At 73.4% G+C, this 16,914-nt stretch carries 14 protein-coding genes, 1 tRNA gene and 1 pseudogene; 8 read left to right on the forward strand and 8 right to left on the reverse strand.

Going from position 1 to position 16,914, the window contains the following annotated elements:
- Positions 1-174 precede the first annotated feature (174 nt).
- The 4 genes from CFP65_RS11060 to CFP65_RS11075 all read left to right on the forward strand — a co-directional run bounded on the left by CFP65_RS11060 (position 175) and on the right by CFP65_RS11075 (position 3,610).
- Positions 175-1,620, forward strand: a complete 1,446-nt coding sequence (locus CFP65_RS11060) for an FtsW/RodA/SpoVE family cell cycle protein (RefSeq protein WP_104815943.1) — start codon at positions 175-177, stop codon at positions 1,618-1,620.
- An 81-nt stretch (positions 1,621-1,701) separates the two neighbouring features.
- On the forward strand, positions 1,702-2,364 hold the full coding sequence (locus CFP65_RS11065; protein ID WP_104815944.1) for a PhzF family phenazine biosynthesis protein: 663 nt from the start codon (positions 1,702-1,704) through the stop codon (positions 2,362-2,364).
- Positions 2,365-2,627: 263 nt separating this feature from the next.
- A complete protein-coding gene (locus CFP65_RS11070) occupies positions 2,628-3,026 on the forward strand; it encodes a hypothetical protein (protein WP_104815945.1) in 399 nt (132 codons plus the stop codon).
- Positions 3,023-3,610 carry a hypothetical protein gene (locus CFP65_RS11075; protein WP_104815946.1) on the forward strand — a complete coding sequence of 196 codons (588 nt, stop codon included), beginning with the start codon at positions 3,023-3,025 and terminating at the stop codon, positions 3,608-3,610. Before CFP65_RS11070 ends, CFP65_RS11075 begins: the two co-directional genes overlap by 4 nt.
- A gap of 53 nt (positions 3,611-3,663) precedes the next feature.
- Here CFP65_RS11075 and CFP65_RS11080 read toward each other — a convergent pair whose 3' ends face one another.
- The 3 genes from CFP65_RS11080 to CFP65_RS11090 form a co-directional block, all read right to left on the reverse strand.
- On the reverse strand, positions 3,664-4,179 hold the full coding sequence (locus CFP65_RS11080; RefSeq protein WP_254552336.1) for a GNAT family N-acetyltransferase: 516 nt from the start codon (positions 4,177-4,179) through the stop codon (positions 3,664-3,666).
- 119 nt (positions 4,180-4,298) lie between these two features.
- A complete protein-coding gene (locus CFP65_RS11085; RefSeq protein WP_371682402.1) occupies positions 4,299-5,411 on the reverse strand; it encodes an alkene reductase in 1,113 nt (370 codons plus the stop codon).
- Positions 5,412-5,930: 519 nt separating this feature from the next.
- Positions 5,931-6,005: transfer RNA gene (locus CFP65_RS11090), tRNA-Val, on the reverse strand.
- Positions 6,006-6,187: 182 nt separating this feature from the next.
- On the opposite strand from CFP65_RS11090, the gene CFP65_RS11095 reads away from it, so the two are divergent.
- Both CFP65_RS11095 and CFP65_RS11100 read left to right on the forward strand, forming a co-directional pair.
- Complete coding sequence (locus CFP65_RS11095) at positions 6,188-7,444, forward strand: hypothetical protein (protein ID WP_168219590.1); 1,257 nt, start codon at positions 6,188-6,190, stop codon at positions 7,442-7,444.
- A gap of 126 nt (positions 7,445-7,570) precedes the next feature.
- Entirely contained in the window at positions 7,571-7,789 is a 219-nt protein-coding gene (locus tag CFP65_RS11100; protein ID WP_104815949.1) for a zinc ribbon domain-containing protein, read from the forward strand.
- A 144-nt stretch (positions 7,790-7,933) separates the two neighbouring features.
- On the opposite strand, the gene CFP65_RS11105 is transcribed toward CFP65_RS11100, so the two are convergent.
- The 3 genes and pseudogenes from CFP65_RS11105 to CFP65_RS11115 form a co-directional block, all read right to left on the reverse strand.
- Complete coding sequence (locus CFP65_RS11105) at positions 7,934-8,767, reverse strand: HAD family hydrolase (protein ID WP_254552881.1); 834 nt, start codon at positions 8,765-8,767, stop codon at positions 7,934-7,936.
- A gap of 74 nt (positions 8,768-8,841) precedes the next feature.
- Positions 8,842-11,282: pseudogene (locus CFP65_RS11110) on the reverse strand (phosphoribosyltransferase).
- Entirely contained in the window at positions 11,279-12,472 is a 1,194-nt protein-coding gene (locus CFP65_RS11115; protein ID WP_104815951.1) for an HpcH/HpaI aldolase/citrate lyase family protein, read from the reverse strand. The pseudogene CFP65_RS11110 and the gene CFP65_RS11115 overlap by 4 nt, the downstream one beginning before the upstream one ends.
- A 258-nt stretch (positions 12,473-12,730) precedes the next feature.
- On the opposite strand from CFP65_RS11115, the gene CFP65_RS11120 reads away from it, so the two are divergent.
- Positions 12,731-13,747: a TerD family protein gene (locus CFP65_RS11120; RefSeq protein WP_104815952.1), complete on the forward strand. Its 1,017-nt coding sequence runs from the start codon at positions 12,731-12,733 to the stop codon at positions 13,745-13,747.
- Positions 13,748-13,754: 7 nt separating this feature from the next.
- Here the strand turns inward: CFP65_RS11120 and CFP65_RS11125 are convergent, their stop codons facing one another.
- A complete protein-coding gene (locus CFP65_RS11125) occupies positions 13,755-14,480 on the reverse strand; it encodes a Tellurium resistance (RefSeq protein ID WP_104815953.1) in 726 nt (241 codons plus the stop codon).
- A 197-nt stretch (positions 14,481-14,677) separates the two neighbouring features.
- Here CFP65_RS11125 and CFP65_RS11130 point away from each other — a divergent pair, with 197 nt between their 5' ends.
- Positions 14,678-15,721 (forward strand): DUF2637 domain-containing protein, encoded by a 1,044-nt coding sequence (locus tag CFP65_RS11130; protein ID WP_104815954.1) that lies wholly within the window; start codon positions 14,678-14,680, stop codon positions 15,719-15,721.
- A gap of 75 nt (positions 15,722-15,796) precedes the next feature.
- On the opposite strand, the gene CFP65_RS11135 is transcribed toward CFP65_RS11130, so the two are convergent.
- Positions 15,797-16,873, reverse strand: coding sequence for a DUF475 domain-containing protein (locus tag CFP65_RS11135; protein ID WP_104815955.1), 1,077 nt, complete (start codon positions 16,871-16,873; stop codon positions 15,797-15,799).
- Positions 16,874-16,914 lie beyond the last annotated feature (41 nt).

Genomic DNA, 16,914 nt, shown 5'->3' on the forward strand with positions numbered 1-16,914 from the left:
CCCCACGACAGGGCACAGCCGGAGCACCACCCGGGCCACCCAGGCCAGCGCCACCGCCCACCTCCGGCCCGTGCGAAGATTCCACGTCGGCGGTTGCACCACCCGGCGCCCCGGTACGGCGCGCCACCTGCCACCCGTCCCCGCCCACCGTCGACGCCCCGGGAGGAAGACCAGATGCGCGGAAGCCAGCGCTCCGAGGGGCGTCGCCGCTCCGGTCAGCACCGCAACATCGAACTCGCCCTGGTGCTGTTCGCCGTGGCGATCTCGCTCGGCGGTTGGATCGTCACCGAAGAGACCATGAACGGTCACCTCCCCGGCGGCCTCGCGCGCTACGGCGGTGCGCTCGCCGCGCTCGCCGTGGCCACCCACCTGGCGATCCGCCGGTTCGCCCGCTACGCGGACCCGCTGATCCTGCCGATCGCCGTCCTGCTCAGCGGCTTCGGCCTGGTACTGCTGCACCGGCTCGACATCAGCTACGCCGCCGTGCACGCGGCCAAGGGCGACTACCAGAAGCTGCCCACCGCGCCGTCCCAGATCATGTGGATCTTCATCGCGGGGGCGGCCGCCATCACGCTGATCGTCGCGGTCAAGCACCACCGCTTCTTCCAGCGCTACGTCTACGTGCTGATGGTCGGCGCGCTCGTGCTGCTCGCCGCCCCCGCCTTCTTCCCCAGCGACAGCTTCGGCGCCAAGCGCTGGATCAAGCTGGGCGGGCTCTCCTTCGAGCCGGACGAGTTCGTCAAGCTCGCCATCACCGTCTTCTTCGCCGGCTACCTGATGGCCAGCCGGGACGCGCTCGCCCTGGTCGGCCGCAAGGTCTGGGGCCTGAGCCTGCCGCGCGGGCGCAACGCCGGCCCGGTGCTAGCGATCTGGGTGATCAGCCTCCTGGTGCTCGTCTTCGAGCGCGACCTCGGCACCTCGCTGATCTTCTTCGGCGTCTTCATCGTGATGCTCTACGTGGCCACCGAGCGCACCAGTTGGGTGGTCTTCGGTCTGCTGATGGCCGTCGGCGGCGCGGCGGTGGTCGGCTCGATCGAGCCGCACGTGCACGGCCGCGTCGAGGCCTGGCTGCACCCGCTGGACATCTACCTCCCCGTGCACGACAAGGCCCTGGTCTCCGACCAGCCCGCCCAGGCCCTGTTCAGCCTCGGCACCGGCCACCTGATGGGCACCGGTCTCGGCCTCGGCCGCCCCTGGCTGATCGGCTTCGCCGGGCGCAGCGACTTCATCTTCACCACCATCGGCGAGGAGTTGGGCCTGGCCGGGGTCACCGCCGTGCTGCTGCTCTACACCCTGCTGATCCAGCGCGGCCTGCGCACCGCCGTCGCCCTCACCGACCCCTTCGGCAAGCTGCTCGCCACCGGCCTGGCCGGCGCCGTGGCGCTCCAGGTCTTCGTGGTGGTCGGCGGCGTCACCGGCCTGATCCCGCTCACCGGCAAGGCGCTCCCGTTCCTGGCCGCCGGTGGCTCCTCACTGGTCGCCAACTGGCTGCTGACCGCCCTGCTGATCAAACTCAGCGACGCGGCCGGCCGCACCGCCCTCGAACCGGCCCCCGACGAGTCCCCGATCCTCCCGTCCCCGGCGACCGGCCCCGCCCCCACCCCGCGCCTGGCCGTCTGAACCGTCCAGCCGTCTGAGCCGTCCGCACCATCCGGCCGTCCGAGCCCCCCAGGGGGGACCCGGCTCTGCTTCAATCGCCCCATGATCGAACACGAGGTACTCCGGGTCTTCGTCGGCCCGGACGGCGCGGGCGGCAACCCGCTGGGCGTGGTCTACGACGGCGCGGCCGTCCCCGGCGAGACCGCCCGCCAGGAGTTGGCCAACCGGCTCGGCTACAGCGAGACGGTCTTCGTCGACGACCCGGACCGGGGCGTGGTGGACATCTACACCCCGGGCGTCCGGCTGCTCTTCGCGGGCCACCCGCTGATCGGCACCGCCTGGCTGCTCCGCGAACGCGGCCACCGCCCCGACACCCTCCGGCCCCCGGCCGGCCCGGTGCCGACCTGGACGGCGGACGGCCGCACCTGGCTGCGGGCCGACCCGGCCTGGGCCACCGGCCGCCGCACCGAGCAGTACGCCTCCCCGGCCGAGGTGGACGCCCTGCCCGCCCCGCCGCCCGGCGAGGGCTGGCTGTACGCCTGGGCCTGGGCCGACGAGACCGCCGGCCGGGTCCGCACCCGTGGCTTCCCGCGCCGCCCGGACGGCGTCATCACCGAGGACGAGGCCACCGGCGCCGCCGCCATCGCCCTCACTGCCGAACTCCGCCGCGGCCTCGACCTCCGCCAGGGCGCGGCCTCCCAACTCCTCACCCGCTACGAGGACTCCGGCCTGGTCGCCCTCGGCGGCCTGGTCACGCGCGTCTGAGCCCGTCCCGAAGCCGACCTGAGCCCGCCCCGAGGCCGTCCCGAAGCCGACCTGAGCCCGCCCCAAAGCCGTCCCGAGGGCGTCCTGGGGCCTCCTCCTCCCCTACTCCCCTGCCGCTCGCCCCTCTTGTCACCCGGCTCTCACAACTGATGCCGCAGTGCTCCGGGTTACCTTCGACTACCATGGGTAAGTCTGAGTGACAGTCAGACCTCCCGGGGCCTACCCTCGGGTGATGGGAGAGGGGCGAGGGAGGAGCGCGCGGCATGGCCCACTGGCGGATGCTTCTGTACGGAGCGATCGGCGGTGGGTTGATCTCCCTGCTCACCCTCTACCGGTTCATCCAGAGCAAGCGGCGCTGGCCCTGGCGGGTCAAGAACGGCCCGACCCCCGCCCTCTACCTGACCGGCGAGGCCATCCGGGTCGTGCTCGGCTCGCTGGTGGCCTGGGGGTTGGCCGCCTCCGGCCAGCTCGGTGCCCTGGGCGCCATGATCGTGGGCGCGGGCGCCCCGGCCATCCTGGACAAGTGGCAGGCCATGGCCCCCCAGCTCCACTCCTCGGAGCCGCCCGCCCCGGCCCCCCGGCCGGCCGGCGTGCCCCGGGGGCGGGAGTCACAAGAAGACCTGACGGCAGCGAAGATCCTTGAAGGCGGTGCACAGCTGTGACGAGTCGCTTTGCGGACGTACTGACCAGGAGCGGCCCCGGGTACGAGCTGTCCCCGCCCGCCGAGCTGCCGCCACGCGAGACGGTCTGGGGCCGGATCCTGGACGCCGCCACCCACCGGGGCCCGGGCTACTGCCCGGCCACCGCCGAGGAGTTGGCCGACGCCGAGGCCGCCGCCCGCCACGCGAAGGCCCGGCTGGTCGACTTCCTCCGCACCTCCTTCGGTCGCATCCTCGCGGCCCAGGAGGCGCTGGACGCCATGGATTCGGCCAGCGGCCCGCGCGCCGAGGGCTACCGGATCTCCGCGGAGTACGAACTCCGGGGCTTCCTCGACTACTTCCACGCCGAGTGGCCCCCGGCGGTCGCCGCCCTGCGCGAGGCCACCGGCCCGCTCGACTTCCGCGCCCGTCGCCTGATCGCCCGCCTCACCCGCCTCCAGAACAACTCCGTCCGCCAGATGGAACGCCTGGCCGACGAGCTCGCCCACGCCCCTGCCCCCACCGACCCACCGCACCGCTACGCCACCCACGTCACGGCGGGCGAAGTCCGCTCCCTGGCCAGCCTGTTGCACGCCACCGTGCACTGACCCGAGCCTCGAGCCCACCCGGTGGCGCGGCGCTGCGTCGGCGTACGGCCGGCTCAGTCCGCCGCCACCGGGCCCAGGTACGTGTGCACGTGCGCCGCGCTCCCGTCCTGCCGCCGCCAGTCGGCCACCCTGGTGCCCACCAGCTTCCACCCGGCCCGCTCGTACAGCGCGATGGCCGCCTCGGCCCGGGTCTCCACCTCCAGCACCGGCCGCCGGCCGAGCCGCGCCGCCTCCTCGGTGGCCCGCGCCAGCAGCAGCCGGGCCACCCCGCGACCCCGCGCCGCCACCCCCACGAACAGCCGCACCACCGACACCAACTCCGCCGCCGGCAGCCCCGCGTCCGCCGCCAGCCCCTCCCCCGCCGGACCGAGCAGCACCTGACCCACCACCACCCCGTCCAGCTCGGCCACCCACCCCCCGACCACCCCGGCCGGCGTCAACCACCCCAACGGATCCCGGGGCCACACCACCGGATACCCGTCCGTCTCCTGCACCGACCGCAAGGCCCGCAGACACGCGTCCAGATCCCCGACGCCCCGCTCCCGCACCACCACGTCCGTGCCAGCCACCGCTCACCCTCCGGCTCCTGCCCGGGCTCCCGGGTCGGAGCCACCGCCGTGGAGCCTAGGGCCTGCACGGCTCAGGGCCACCGGGGTGCCCCCGGTGGCCCTGGTGCCCCCCGTCGCGCCTACCGGAGCCCGGCCGGCTGTGCCAGGAACGGGTAGTCCGTGTAGCCGCGGTGACCGCCCGGGTAGTAGGTGGTGGGGTCAAGGGGGTTGAGCGGGGCGCCGGTGGCGAGGCGGTGGGGGAGGTCCGGGTTGGCGAGGAAGGCGCGGCCGAAGGCGACCAGGTCGGCGAGGTCTTCGGTGAGGACCTCGTCGGCGTTCTGGCGGGCGACCGGGAGGGAGAGGGCACCGGTCTGCGGGTGGACGAGCTGGCCGGCCCGGGGGCTGACGATCAGCGGGCCGAGCCATCGGGCGCGGAGCAGCCGGGTGAGCGGGCGGCCGCCGTTCTCCATGGTGTGCAGGTAGGCCAGGCCCAACGGGGCCAGGGCGGCGAGCAGTTCTCCGTACAGGGCGGTCGAGTCGCCCTCGGCGATGTCGTTGAAGACGCTGCCGGGTGAGACCCGCAGGCCGACCCGGTGCGGCCCGATCGCGGCGGCCACCGCCTCCACCACCTCGACCACCAGCCGGATCCGGCGGGTCACCGAGCCGCCGTAGGCGTCGGTGCGCCGGTTGGTGTTCTCGGCCAGGAACTGGTGCAGCAGGTAGCCGTTGGCGCCGTGCACCTCCACCCCGTCGAAGCCCGCCCGCACGGCGTTCCGCGCGGCAGCCACGAACTCCCCGACCGTCCCGGCCACTTCCGCCGTCGTCAGGGCCCGAGGGGTCGGGAAGTCCCGCCGCCCCTCGTAGTCGAGCACGGCCCGCGCCGCCCCCACCGCCGAGGGCGCCACCGGCGACTCCCCGCCGTGCAGCTCCGGATGGCTGATCCGCCCGCCGTGCATCAGCTGGACGAAGATCCGCCCGCCCGCCGCGTGCACCGCCCCGGTCACCTCGCGCCAGGCGGCGACCTGCGCCTGCGAGTGCAGCCCGGCCATGTACCGGTACGCCCGCCCGATCGCACTCGGGTACGTCCCCTCGGTGACGATCAGCCCCGCCGAGGCCCGCTGCCCGTAGTACGTGGCCACCGCCTCCCCCGGCACCCCGTCGTCATCGGCCCGCCCCCGGATCATCGGCGCCATCACCATCCGGTTGGCCAGCTCCAGCCCGCCCACCGCCACACCCTCGAACAGCGTCTTCAACGCAGCACCGCCCCCCATCGTCCGGTCCGGACATCCACGAGGCCCGGCGGCCCAGCAGGCTCCGGTGGTCCCTCGCAGCGTGCGAACACCGACTAAAGGGAGGCTGAGGGGCAACGCAGAAGGCCCAGACCTGACGCAATGCGCCTGACCTGGGCCCTCACCAGTGTTTCCGCTGGTCGGTGCGGCGGGGGCAGTCGGTCTCCCCGTGGACAACCAGCCCACGGCCCGGAGGCGCTTCATCGTCCACCCCTGAGATCAGAAGGGCACCACTCCCCGCGAGTGGGGCCAGGTGCCGGCGGCTCGTGGGAGTCGCCGGCCGAGGAACGGCCGGGGATGTCCAGCGTGGCCGCCGGGCGAGCCCGATCTCCGCGAAGGCCGGCCTCCGGCCGCTCATGTCGGATACGTCCCGCGAAGCCATGGGCAGGGTCGACCGTCTGCTGACACGGCGGCATCGCCCACGTCGCCAGCGGATCCGGATGCAGAAGGCCCCGCAGCATGATCGCTGCGGGGCCTTCGTACTGGTGGGCGCAGACGGTTTCGAACCGCCGACATCCGCTTTGTAAGAGCGGCGCTCTACCGCTGAGCTATGCACCCCTGCCGCGGCGCGACGGCGGACCGGCACGTACGGCGAAAGGTAAGAGTACCTGGTCCGGCGGGTGGTGTGGTGCAGGTTTTCCGGGCGGGCACAGGGACGGGGGTGCCGGGGGCGGGTGGTGATCGGTGAGAATGGGCGGTGACCGGTGGGTCGGTGTGCAGAGCTGAGCAGGGAGCGTGGCGTGAGAGTGGCCGGCGGCGGTGGCGGGCGGGGCAGCTGGTGGGGGCCGCGCCGGGGTGAGGGGCAGCGGGCCGATGCCAAGGCGGCCCGGGACGCGGCGCAGGAGGCGTTCTACCAGCTGGACTCGACCCAGCGGGACGTGCAGCTAGCCGTGGAGACGGTCCGCTCCGGCGGGGACGGAGCTGCGGCGCAGCGGGCGGTGAGCGAGTTCCAGGACATCTCCACCCGGATCGACCAGGTGACGGTCGCCTACCTCGCGGCGCTGGACAGCGCCGATCTGGACGCCCCCGAGCTCGACCCCGCGACGGTGGCCCGGGCCCAGCAGCAGCTGCAGCAGGCCGGCCGCGAGCTGGCCGCCAAACGGACCGAGTTGGAGCGCTTCCTGGAGCGGCTGCAGCCGCTCGTCCAGCAGGCCGAGGCCCAGCTGATCCGGGTGGTGCCCGCCGTGGAGCAGGCCAAGCGCGCCCTGCTGGGCGCGACCACCGCGCTGGAGGCCGTCCGCTCGGCCGGCCTCAAGGCCGACGACCTGGCCGCCCGCCTCGCCCAGCTGGCCCCCGAGCTGGCCCGGCTGAACGAGGGCGTGGCCCGGCACGGCGTGCCGGAGACGCTGCGGCGGGCCGAGGACGTGGCGCAGCGCGCCGAGACGATCCGCACCACGGCCGAGCAACTGCCCGAGCGGGCCCAGGAGATCGACCGGCGCCTGGCCAGCCTGCGGACCCGGGTGCAGGCCCTGGAGACCCGGGCGAGCAGCGTGGAGCCCGCGCTGAGCGAGCTGCGGCGGCGGTTCAGCGCCGACTGCTGGCAGGACCTCCAGCGGGTGCCCGCCCAGACCGTGGAGACCGCCCGGACGGCCGAGCAGAAGCTGGCCGAGGCGGCCCGCGCCCGGGACGAGCAGCGCTGGCCGGACGCCACGGCGGCGATCGCCACCGTCCGGGCGTTGCTGGAGACGGCGGACGGCGCGGTGGCCGCCGTGGGCGACCGGCTGCGGCTGCTCAACGAGGTCGAGCACGACCCGCACGGCGAGATCGAGCGCACCCGCTTCGCCCTCCGCGACGCCCAGCGCCTCGCGATGGCCGGCCGCCAGGCCCCCGACCCCCGCCACGCGGCCCCGCTGGATTCGGCGGTCGCCCGCCTGGACCGCGCGGTGGCCGCACTGGACACGGCCGGCCGCCACCCGGACTACTGGCACTTCCTGACCGAACTCGCCGCCGTCCGAGAGACCGCCGCCCAGGTCATCACCATGATCCGCGGCCACTGAGGCAGCCCGCCCCCACCCGGGCGGCGAGCCCGTACCCGCTCAGGCGAGGAATCCGTACCTACCCGGGCAGGGTTCGAGCTCCCGGTCCGGGCATGCACCCGGCACCCGAGTGGGTACGCTGCGGGCATGCCTCGCTACGACTTCCGCTGCCGCTCCTGCGGTGCGACCTTCGAACTCCGCCGCACCATGGCCCAGGCCAACGACCCGGCCGTCTGCCCCCAGGGGCACGAAGACACCGTCAAGCTGCTCTCCACCGTCGCCGTGACCGGCGCGGCCGGTGCCGCGGCGGCCCCGCAGGCCCCGTCCGGCGGTGGCGGCTGCTGCGGAGGCGGCTGCTGCGGCTGACCCGGACCGACCGAACCAGGCCCGGGACCGACCAAAGACGGCCCTGCGCCGACCGAACAAGGCCCGGGACAGACCGAACCAGGCCCGACGCCGACCGACCAGAGCCCGGCGCCGACCGAGCGCCGGGCCCCGCGCCGGGTGCCTTCAGGCCCGCACGTCGTCCAGGCCCGCCCCGGTGGGCCTGGCCGCGGGCGCGGCGGCGCGGACGCGGGCCAGCATCTGCCGCAGGATCTCCTCCCCCGCCGCCACGCCCGCCTGGGAGAGGGCCGTGACGGCGGGGGCCGTCCAGCCGGTGTCGGCGAGCTCGCCGTGGGCGGGGCGCCAGGCGTGGTCGGCGGCGAGCAGCAGGTCGGTGTCGAGCAGGGAGTCGCCGGCCGCCAGCACGGTGGCGGCGCCGGTGCGGCGCTCCACCTCGGCGAGGGCGGAGCTCTTGCTGAGCGGGTCGGGCACGGCGTAGACCTTGCGGCCCTGGAGCGAAACGTTCCAGCCGCGCTGCCCGCACCAGTCGGTCAGCTCGGCCACCCACCCCTCGGGCAGCTCGGCCCGCTCCACCACCAGGTAGGCGAAGAGCTGGTCGGCCACCCGCCGCTTGTGGGTCCACTCCGGGTCGGCGGCCAGCGCCAGGTGCTCGACCACCTCGGCCAGCGGTGCGCTGCCCTCGGCCAGCCGGGTGCGGACCTCGGCCCGCCAGTCCTCGTCCGCCACGCCGTCCACCAGCAGGTGGCCGCCGTTGGCGCAGATCGCGTACTTCGGCAGCCAACCGGGCGTCGGGCCGGGCAGGTTGACCCGCTCGTACTGCGCCTTGGTGCGGGTGGTGGCCGGGACGAACAGCACCTCCCCGGCCAGTTCGGCCAGCAGTGCGGCGGCCCGCTCGGTCATGAAGGAGAGCGCCTTGCCGTCGTGCACCTCCACCGAGAGCAGCCGGGGCGCGAGCCGGTCGGGCACGTCCAGGGCCAGCGCCCGGTTGGAGTAGATCATCGTCCGGTCGAGGTCGCTCGCGACCAGGTACTGCTGCTTCACCACGGGGTCCCCCGTACTCGTGTCAGAGCGGCTCATGCCGAAACGGCCGTGCCGTCGGCGCCGGTGGCGCCCCTGCTGTACCGCGGGTGGATCAGGCCGACGCAGGAGTACGGCAGCCCGTCCACCTCCTCGACCGGGACGCCGCGCTGGTCGGCGAGCAGCCGGACGTGGTCCAGGTCGGCGCCGGCGCCCCGCCGGGCCAGTACCCGCCACGGGACGCGGCGCAGCATCACCCGGGTGGTCTCGCCGACCCCGGGCTTGACCAGGTTGACGTCCTCGATGCCGTACTCGGCGCTGATCCGCTCCACGGCGGCCCAGCCGGCCCAGTCCGGGGTGCGATCGGTGGCGGCAAGCCGGTCGGCCGCCGCGACGGCCTCGGCCCGGACGCCCGCGAACTCGGCGGCCACCGCCCGCAGGAACTCGCCGGAGACGTCGGCCCCGGCCAGCTCGCGGTAGTACTTGGCGCCGTGGAAGTCGGCCGGGCCGATCAGGTCGGCGCGCAGCACGGTGCGCGAGATCAGGCCGGAGACGGTGGAGTTGAGGCAGGCGGAGGGGATCAGGAAGTCGTCCCGGGTGCCGTAGGTGCGCACGCAGCCGCCCGGGTCGGCGAGCACCGCGAGCGAGGGGTCGAAGGCGGTGCCGGCCAGCGCGGCGGCGAGTTCGCGGGTGATCGCTCCCTTGCCGGTCCAGCCGTCCACGAAGACCACCCGGGCCGGGTCGTGGTGCTCGGCCAGGTAGGCGGTGGCCACCTGGTCGATGCCCCGGCCCCGGACGATCGAGACGGCGTAGTGCGGGGTGTCCACCCCGTACGCGAAGTCGAACCAGCGGCGCAGCAGCACCCCGACCGGGGTGCCGGCCCGGGCCAGCGAGGCGAAGACCGGCTCGGGGCCGCGCTCGCGCCGTACCAACTCGGCCACCGTGCCGACCGCGAGCGCGATCCGGCGGGCTGAGAGGGCCAGCGCACCCCGGTACAACTCCTGGTACTCGGGGCTGGGTTGGTACTCGATGGGCAGCGATTCGGCGTAGTGGGCGCCGCCCAGCTGGACGGCCTCCTCACGCTCCTCGGTCGGCGCCTCCAGCCGGACGGCGGAGAGGTCGGTGAGCAGCCAGGCCACGTCCTCGGCGGGGTAGGAGGAGAACTCCGGCCCGTACAGCGGGCGGGCGGTGAGGGTGGCGGTCACAGGGCGGTCTCCGGGGCAGGGTGACGGACGGGAAGTACGGCGACGACCACCCGGTCCGCGCAGCGGCGCAGTTGGGCGACCAGGGCCTCGGGGCCCTCGTGCAGGGCGGGGGTGTAGGCGGGGGCGTCCACCACCAGGACGACGGTCTCGAACCGGCGCCCGGCGTCCTGCCCGGGGGCGACGTTGTAGGCGTACCGCTCGGTGCTGCCGTCGGCCGGGTCGTCGTGGGCGGGGAAGGTGAGCCGGGTGCGGAGGGCGTAGCCGGGGTGGTCCACGGCCAGGGCCGGGGAGCGGGTGGTGGTGGAGAAGAAAACCCTTTCCTCGCCCAGCAGTTCGGCCAGCGCCCCGGCGATCCGCAGCGGCGCGTACATCAGCTCCTCGAAGCCGAGCACCAGCACCCGACCGTCGCCGGCCGGCAGCCGGGCCGCCAACTCGCCTGCCAGCGTGGGCAGCAGGGCGGCCAGCCGGGCGCCGTCGGCCGGGGTGAAGCCGTGCCGGCCGCCCTCGGGCAGGTCGGCGGGCCAGGCGGGGGCGTACCGCTCGACCGCGCCGAGGGCGCCGGCCGGCGGTGCGGCGGGCTCGGCGGCGGCGAGCAGCTCCTCGGCCCGGGCCAGGATGTCGGCGGGCAGCTCGACCGAGCCCTCGGCGGCGGCCACCAGGTCGAGCCGGGCGCCGAGTTCGGCGGCGGCCTTGGCCAGCTGGTCACGGTCCGCGGGGTGCCGCAGGTCGACCAGGGCGACCACCACGTAGTGCCCGCGCGGGTGGCGGGCGTGCAGGGCGCGGATGGTGTTGAGCACCGTCCGCCCGGTGGAGAACTCGTCGTCCACCAGCACCAACGGGCCGTCGCCGGCCAGGAACTCCGGGTCGGCCGGGAGCAGCAGGTGCGAGGTGGCGTGCGAGTGCTCCTCCTCGAAGCCGCCCGCCTGGGCGACCCCGGCCACCGGCCGCCGGGTGGAGTGCAGGTACGGCGCACCGAGCCCGTCGGCCACGCTGTGCCCGAGCGCGGTGGCCGTCTCGGCGTAGCCGAGCACCACCGCACGGTCGGCTGCGGTGCCGAGCAACTCGCGGACTCTGAGGCCGAGTTCGACCCCGGCGCCGTGCACCACGGCCGGCCGCTGCGGCACGTGCTTGCCGAGCACCCGGGAGACCAGCAGGTGCGCCCGCTTCGGGTTGTCCCGCACCGCAAGCCCGATCATCCGGGTGAGTTCCGGCGAGCCGCCCAGCCGTACGCCCAGCCGCTCGCTCACCCACTCCCCCGACCAGATCGAACCGGCACCTTCTGTGGAGCTCACCGCTGCGTCCTTCCGCCGAACTCGGCCCCGAGGCAGGCCTCCAACAGGTCCACGAAGCTGACCTCCTCGCGGGCCACCCCGAAGGCCCGGGCCCGCAGCACCACCCGCTCGGCCCAGGCCCGGTGCGGCTTGGCCTCGTTCATCTTGTTGGTGTACGCCGAGCGGAGCACCCCGCCGCCGTCCTGCTGAAGGATGTCGCGGGCGTCGGAGTACTCCTCGTGAGTCACCACGGAGAGCGCGTGCACCGCCGAGACGTGGCTGGGGTGGATGCAGGTCTTGCCCAACAGGCCGTTGGCGCGGTCGAGTTCGATCTCCCGGATCAGGCCGTCCAGGTCGTGTTCGATGATCCGCTGCCGCACCGAATCGGCCGGCGGCCCGGCCTCGGCGAACGGGGTGCGGCGCAGCTGGGGCTTGAACATCCGCTCCTGCACCGGGAAGTACTCCCAGACCGGGCCGGTCACGGTGTAGCCGGTGCCGTCGGCCCGGCCGAGCACGTTGACCACGTCGCCGATCACCCCGGCCACCAGCGCCACGTCGTAGGCGGTCAGATCGGGCGAGCGGCGCAGCCCGTACGCGGAGCACAGGTCGGTCACCCCGAGCCGCACGGCCAGCACCCGCTCCCGGTACTTCTCCAACAGGCGGGCGATGCCGAAGAGTTGGTCGCGGCGGCTCTCCAGGTGCGCCAGCTCCGGGGATTCCAGCACCGGCATCACGAAGAGCCGGTGGCCGGAGCGGAGTTCGGCCTCGGCCAGGGCCTCCAGGAAGGGGGCGCCGCTCTCCTCGGTGAACTTCGGCACCACGAAGCCGGTGAGCAGCCCGGCGGCCGGGCCGAGCCGGCGGACCAGGTCGGGGATCTGCTCGGCGTGCCGGACCCGGACGAAGAGCAGCGGCGGCGCGGCGGGGGTGGGCCCGGTGTCGGCGAGCCGGAGTTGGGCGACCAGGTTGGACTCGGCCTCGGCCACCTGGTGGTCGGCTATCGCGTCCTCCAGGCAGAGCACCATGGAGACCACCCCGCGCGCGGCCTGCTTCTGGATGTCCGAGCGCAGGGTCAACCGGGTGGCCGGGCTGTAGAGGGTGGCCCCGAGCGCGGTGGAGAGCAGGGCGGGCTCACTGTGCCGGTCGAAGGCCGCAGGCTGTTCGAGGAAGAGCCGGGCGCGGACGTCGTCGGCGAGGTGGCCGAAATGGCGCAAGATGCTCTCCCCATGAGGGTCGGTCGGACGCGGGAATTACCGGGGTTTGGCCGCCCATGCTACGGATGATTCAGGAGGATCCGAGCCACGAAACATCGAATTCTCGGAAGATTACCGCCCGCTTCACAGAATCCCGCTCTCCCCCCACTCGCAACGGCACTGGCAACGACACTCCAGCGAGGTTCACAGCGCCACTCTCAGCGACGACTCGTGCACCCGCATTGAACGCGGGGCGGCGGAACGGCAGGATGGTGAACCATGACGCACGTGATGGCCAAAGGCGCCAATATCTCGCTGACGGCCGCCGCCGTGCGCGCCGCACTCTGCTGGCAGACCGGGCCGGGCACGCCGGAGGTGGACGCCTCCGCGCTGCTGCTCGGTGCGGACGGCAAGGTCCGTTCGGACGCCGACTTCGTCTTCTACAACCAGCCGGACCACCCCACCGGCCTGGTCCGCCACCGGCCGGGCCAGGAAGCCGTGGGCCGGGGGGCCGCGGGCGAGGCGGCCTGCGACGTGGTCGAGGTGGACCTCGACCGGCTGCCCGCCGAGGTGGACCGGGTGGTGCTCGCCGCCTCCGCCGAGGGCGGCGCCTTCCCCGCCGTGACGGGCCTGCGCCTGCTGCTGCACGAGTCCGGCGCGGCGCCCGGCGCCCCCGCGCTCGCGGAGTTCGCCGTGACGGACGCGGGCGAGGTCACCGCCCTGGTCGCCGCCGAGCTCTACCGCCGGGACGGCGGCTGGAAGTTGCGCGCCGTGGGCCAGGGCTACGCGAGCGGGCTCAGCGGCCTGGCCACCGACTTCGGCATCGCCGTGGACGACGAGGAGGCCGGCTGCCCGGCCGCGCCCCAGGACGGGGCGCACCACGACGCTCCTGACCACGCGTCCCAGGACGAGCCCGCGCCGACCCCGGTGGACGAGCCCACCCCGGTGGACGAGCCGACCCCGGTGGACGAGGAGCCCGAGAGCTACGCCCTGGCCGCCCCCCGGCCCGTACCGGCCCCCACCCTGCTCGCCCCGACCGCGACCCCGCCGACCCTCCCGGTCGCACCGCCCCCGCCGCCCACCTACGCCCCGCACCAGCCCACCTACGGCTACCCGCCCCAGCTGCCGCAGCCCCAGCAGCCCCAGCCCGCGTACGGGTACCCCCAGCCCACCTACGGCCACCAGCCGGGCTACGGCTACCCGCCCCAACCGCCGCACCAGCCGACCCAGCAGCCGGCCTACCAGCCCACGGTGGTCCTGCCGCCCCAGGGGCCGCAGTTCCAGCAGCAGCGCTGAGCGGGCCTCACTCCGAGGCCTTGTACCCGCGCTGCCACTGCATGCCGAAGCCGTACAACCGGTCCAGGTCCGACTGGAACCCGTGCACGTACCGCACCTCGCGACGGACCGTCAGCTGCCCGTCCCCGGTGTTCTCGATCAGCACCACGGCGCAGGAGCGCGCGGCGGCGGCCCGCTCGTCCAGGCTGATCTCCAGCCGGGGGCCGCTCTGCGGCACGATGGTGACGGTCGCGTGAGTGCGGTCGAAGGCGGGGGTGTCGTCGTAGATGTAGACGAAGATCAGCAGCCGCTTGAACTGGTCCTTCTTCTCCAGGTTGATGTACATCGTCTCGCCGGAGGGGGCGCCGTACTGGTCGTCCCCGCTGAGCTTGATGTACGGCGGGTGCTGGAGGTCGCCGAAGAGCTGGCCCAGTGGCTGCACCACGCCCCTGGTGCCGTCGGTGAGTTCGTACATGCAGGCCAGGTCGAGGTCGACGTTCACCTGCTGGCTGCCGTAGGAATCCGGCTCCATCGGGCGCAGGATGCGCGGGTCGAAGAGCTTGCGCAGCGCGTTGCCGGGGGCGCGCTCGGCGGCGCGGGCGGTCCAGTGCAGGTTGACGTAGAGGTAGCCGGTGGTGGCCGCATGGCCGGTGATCGCGTGCTGCGGCTGGGACTTGGTCAGGGTGATCTTGTGCTGACCACCGGTGTCGAAGGTGTTCCGGTCCCCCTTGAGGAACTCCCACACCGAGACCATCGTGCCTCCCCTGTCCGCCGCCGCCCCGGGCGGGGCGCGCAGCCGTTGACCTGTCCGTACGCATGCCCCGTCAGATCTCCGACAGTCACTGATGGCGGACCGAGTGTCAACTCCCGTACGATGCCGTTCCCTCGGATGCGATATGGTCCCTGCCGCACAGGTGTACCTTCCCGCCGAAAGCCGAGGCCCGACCCCCGATGAACCTCTCCTCCATACAGCTGGTCTGGGCCGTCGTCGGCGGCGCAGTCCTGCTGTTCGTCGCCGTGATGCTGGCGACCCTGCGCGTCAAGAACAACAACCGCACCGACGAGTCCGGCGACTCGTGGGAGCGCAACGAGGAGCGGCGGCGCCGCAAGGAGATGGTGTACGGCATCGCCTCCTACGTGCTGCTGTTCGTCTGCGCCGGGGTGGCGGCCGCGCTCTCCTTCCACGGCCTGGTCGGCTTCGGCACCGAGAACCTCGGGCTCTCCAACGGCTGGGAGTACCTGGTGCCGTTCGGCCTCGACGGGGCCGCGATGTTCTGCTCGGTGCTCGCGGTGCGCGAGGCCAGCCACGGTGACGCGGCGCTCGGATCCCGCCTGCTGGTCTGGCTGTTCGCGATCGCCTCGGCCTGGTTCAACTGGGTGCACGCCCCGCGCGGCGGCGGCCACGACGGCGCCCCGCAGTTCTTCTCCGGCATGTCGATCTCGGCGGCCGTGCTCTTCGACCGGGCCCTCAAGCAGACCCGCCGCGCCGCGCTGCGCGAGCAGGGCCTGATCCCGCGCCCGCTGCCGCAGATCCGGATCGTCCGCTGGCTGCGCGCCCCGCGCGAGACCTTCGCCGCCTGGTCGCTGATGCTGCTGGAGAACGTCCGCAGCCTGGACGAGGCCGTCGAGGAGGTGCGCGAGGAGCGCCAGGCCAAGCAGGACGCCAAACTGCGCGCCCGCAACGCCGACCGCCGCGAGCGCGCCGAGCTCAAGGCCATCTCCCGCCAGGGCGGCGTGCTGGCCCGGGCCCGCTCGGGCCGCCAGGTGCCCGCGCTGACCGCCGCCGGCTCGGGCGACGGCAAGCCCGCTACGGAGCCTGCCCTAGCCTCTGAGGTCAGCGCCTCCCTCCTCGAACCGGCCTACCTGGCCAAGCCCCGCAACCCCTACGAGCACCGCGGCACGATCGACCTGACGGCCGACGACGACACCCTGGCGATGCCCAAGCTCGACTCCCTGGAGCGCAAGCTGCGCGCGATCGAGCAGCAGCTCGGGTAGAGCCGGAGCAGGACAGCGAGAAGGGGCGTACGGAACCGCCGAGTTCCGTACGCCCCTTCTTACTACCTCAAGGCCTCAAGCCGAGGGTTCGAGCTCCTGCTCCCGCTTGTTGCGGACCATCGAGGAGAGCAGCGCCGCGCCGATGAAGGCGACGCCGATCAGCCCGGTGACGATCTCCGGGATGTGGTACTCGATCGAGGCCAGCAGGATCAGCGCCAGCGCGCCGATCGCGTAGTGGGCGCCGTGCTCCAGGTAGACGTAGTCGTCCAGGGTGCCCTTGCGGACCAGGAAGACGGTCAGCGAGCGGATGTACATCGCGCCGATGCCCAGGCCCAGGGTGATCTGGAAGATGTCCTGCGAGATGGCGAAGGCACCGACCACGCCGTCGAAGGAGAACGAGGCGTCCAGGACCTCCAGGTAGAGGAAGAGGAAGAAGGCGGCCTTGCCCGCGGCGAGCACCAGCGGCTTACCGCTGCGCTCGGCCTCCTCCTCCGCCTCCTCCTCGGCCTCCAGGCCGGACTCGAAGACGCCGGAGAGCCCGTTGACGGCCAGGTAGGTGGCCAGGCCCAGCAGGCCGGCCAGCAGCACCGTCTCGGCCTTGTCACCGGCGAAGAAGTTGGCCGACAGGGCCAGCACCACGAGCGCGATCACCGAGGAGAGCGCGTCCAGCTTGCCGATCTTCTCCAGCGGCTTCTCCAGCCAGGCCAGCCAGTTGAACTCCTTCTCCTCCAGGATGAAGTCGAGGAAAATCATCAGCAGGAAGATGCCGCCGAAGGCCGCGATGGCCGGGTTGGCGAGCTCCAGGTACTGGCCGTAGGTGTGGCCGTCGTGGGTCTTGCCGGAGTCCAGTGCCAGGTCGATCACGGTGGCCGGGTTGAGATGGGCCGTCAGCGCCACCACGGCGAGCGGGAAGACCAGTCGCATGCCGAATACGGCGATCAGCACGCCGACGGTGAGAAAGATCTTCTGCCAGAACGGGTTCATCCGCTTCAGGACGGTGGCGTTGACGACCGCGTTGTCGAACGACAGGGAGATCTCGAGGACCGAGAGGATCAGCACCACGCCGAATCCTTCGGCCCCCCAGATCAGGCCGGCGGCGATCAGGCCGACGATCGTGATGGCGAAGGACCATCCGAATGTGCGGAGGAACACGGAGTCAGTTACCTTTCGAATTCATGTACTTGACGGGGGCT

Source organism: Kitasatospora sp. MMS16-BH015 (assembly GCF_002943525.1).
Lineage (GTDB): Bacteria > Actinomycetota > Actinomycetes > Streptomycetales > Streptomycetaceae > Kitasatospora.

Excerpts from the sequence above, each read along its gene's own strand:
- CFP65_RS11120 (WP_104815952.1), top strand. The coding sequence starts at position 12,731 with ATGACGCACGTGATGGCCAAAGGCGCCAATATCTCGCTGACGGCCGCC.
- CFP65_RS11130 (WP_104815954.1), top strand. The coding sequence starts at position 14,678 with ATGAACCTCTCCTCCATACAGCTGGTCTGGGCCGTCGTCGGCGGCGCA.
- CFP65_RS11100 (WP_104815949.1), top strand. The coding sequence starts at position 7,571 with ATGCCTCGCTACGACTTCCGCTGCCGCTCCTGCGGTGCGACCTTCGAA.
- CFP65_RS11060 (WP_104815943.1), top strand. The coding sequence starts at position 175 with ATGCGCGGAAGCCAGCGCTCCGAGGGGCGTCGCCGCTCCGGTCAGCAC.
- CFP65_RS11070 (WP_104815945.1), top strand. The coding sequence starts at position 2,628 with ATGGCCCACTGGCGGATGCTTCTGTACGGAGCGATCGGCGGTGGGTTG.
- CFP65_RS11065 (WP_104815944.1), top strand. The coding sequence starts at position 1,702 with ATGATCGAACACGAGGTACTCCGGGTCTTCGTCGGCCCGGACGGCGCG.
- CFP65_RS11125 (WP_104815953.1), bottom strand. The coding sequence starts at position 14,480 with ATGGTCTCGGTGTGGGAGTTCCTCAAGGGGGACCGGAACACCTTCGAC.
- CFP65_RS11105 (WP_254552881.1), bottom strand. The coding sequence starts at position 8,767 with ATGATCTACTCCAACCGGGCGCTGGCCCTGGACGTGCCCGACCGGCTC.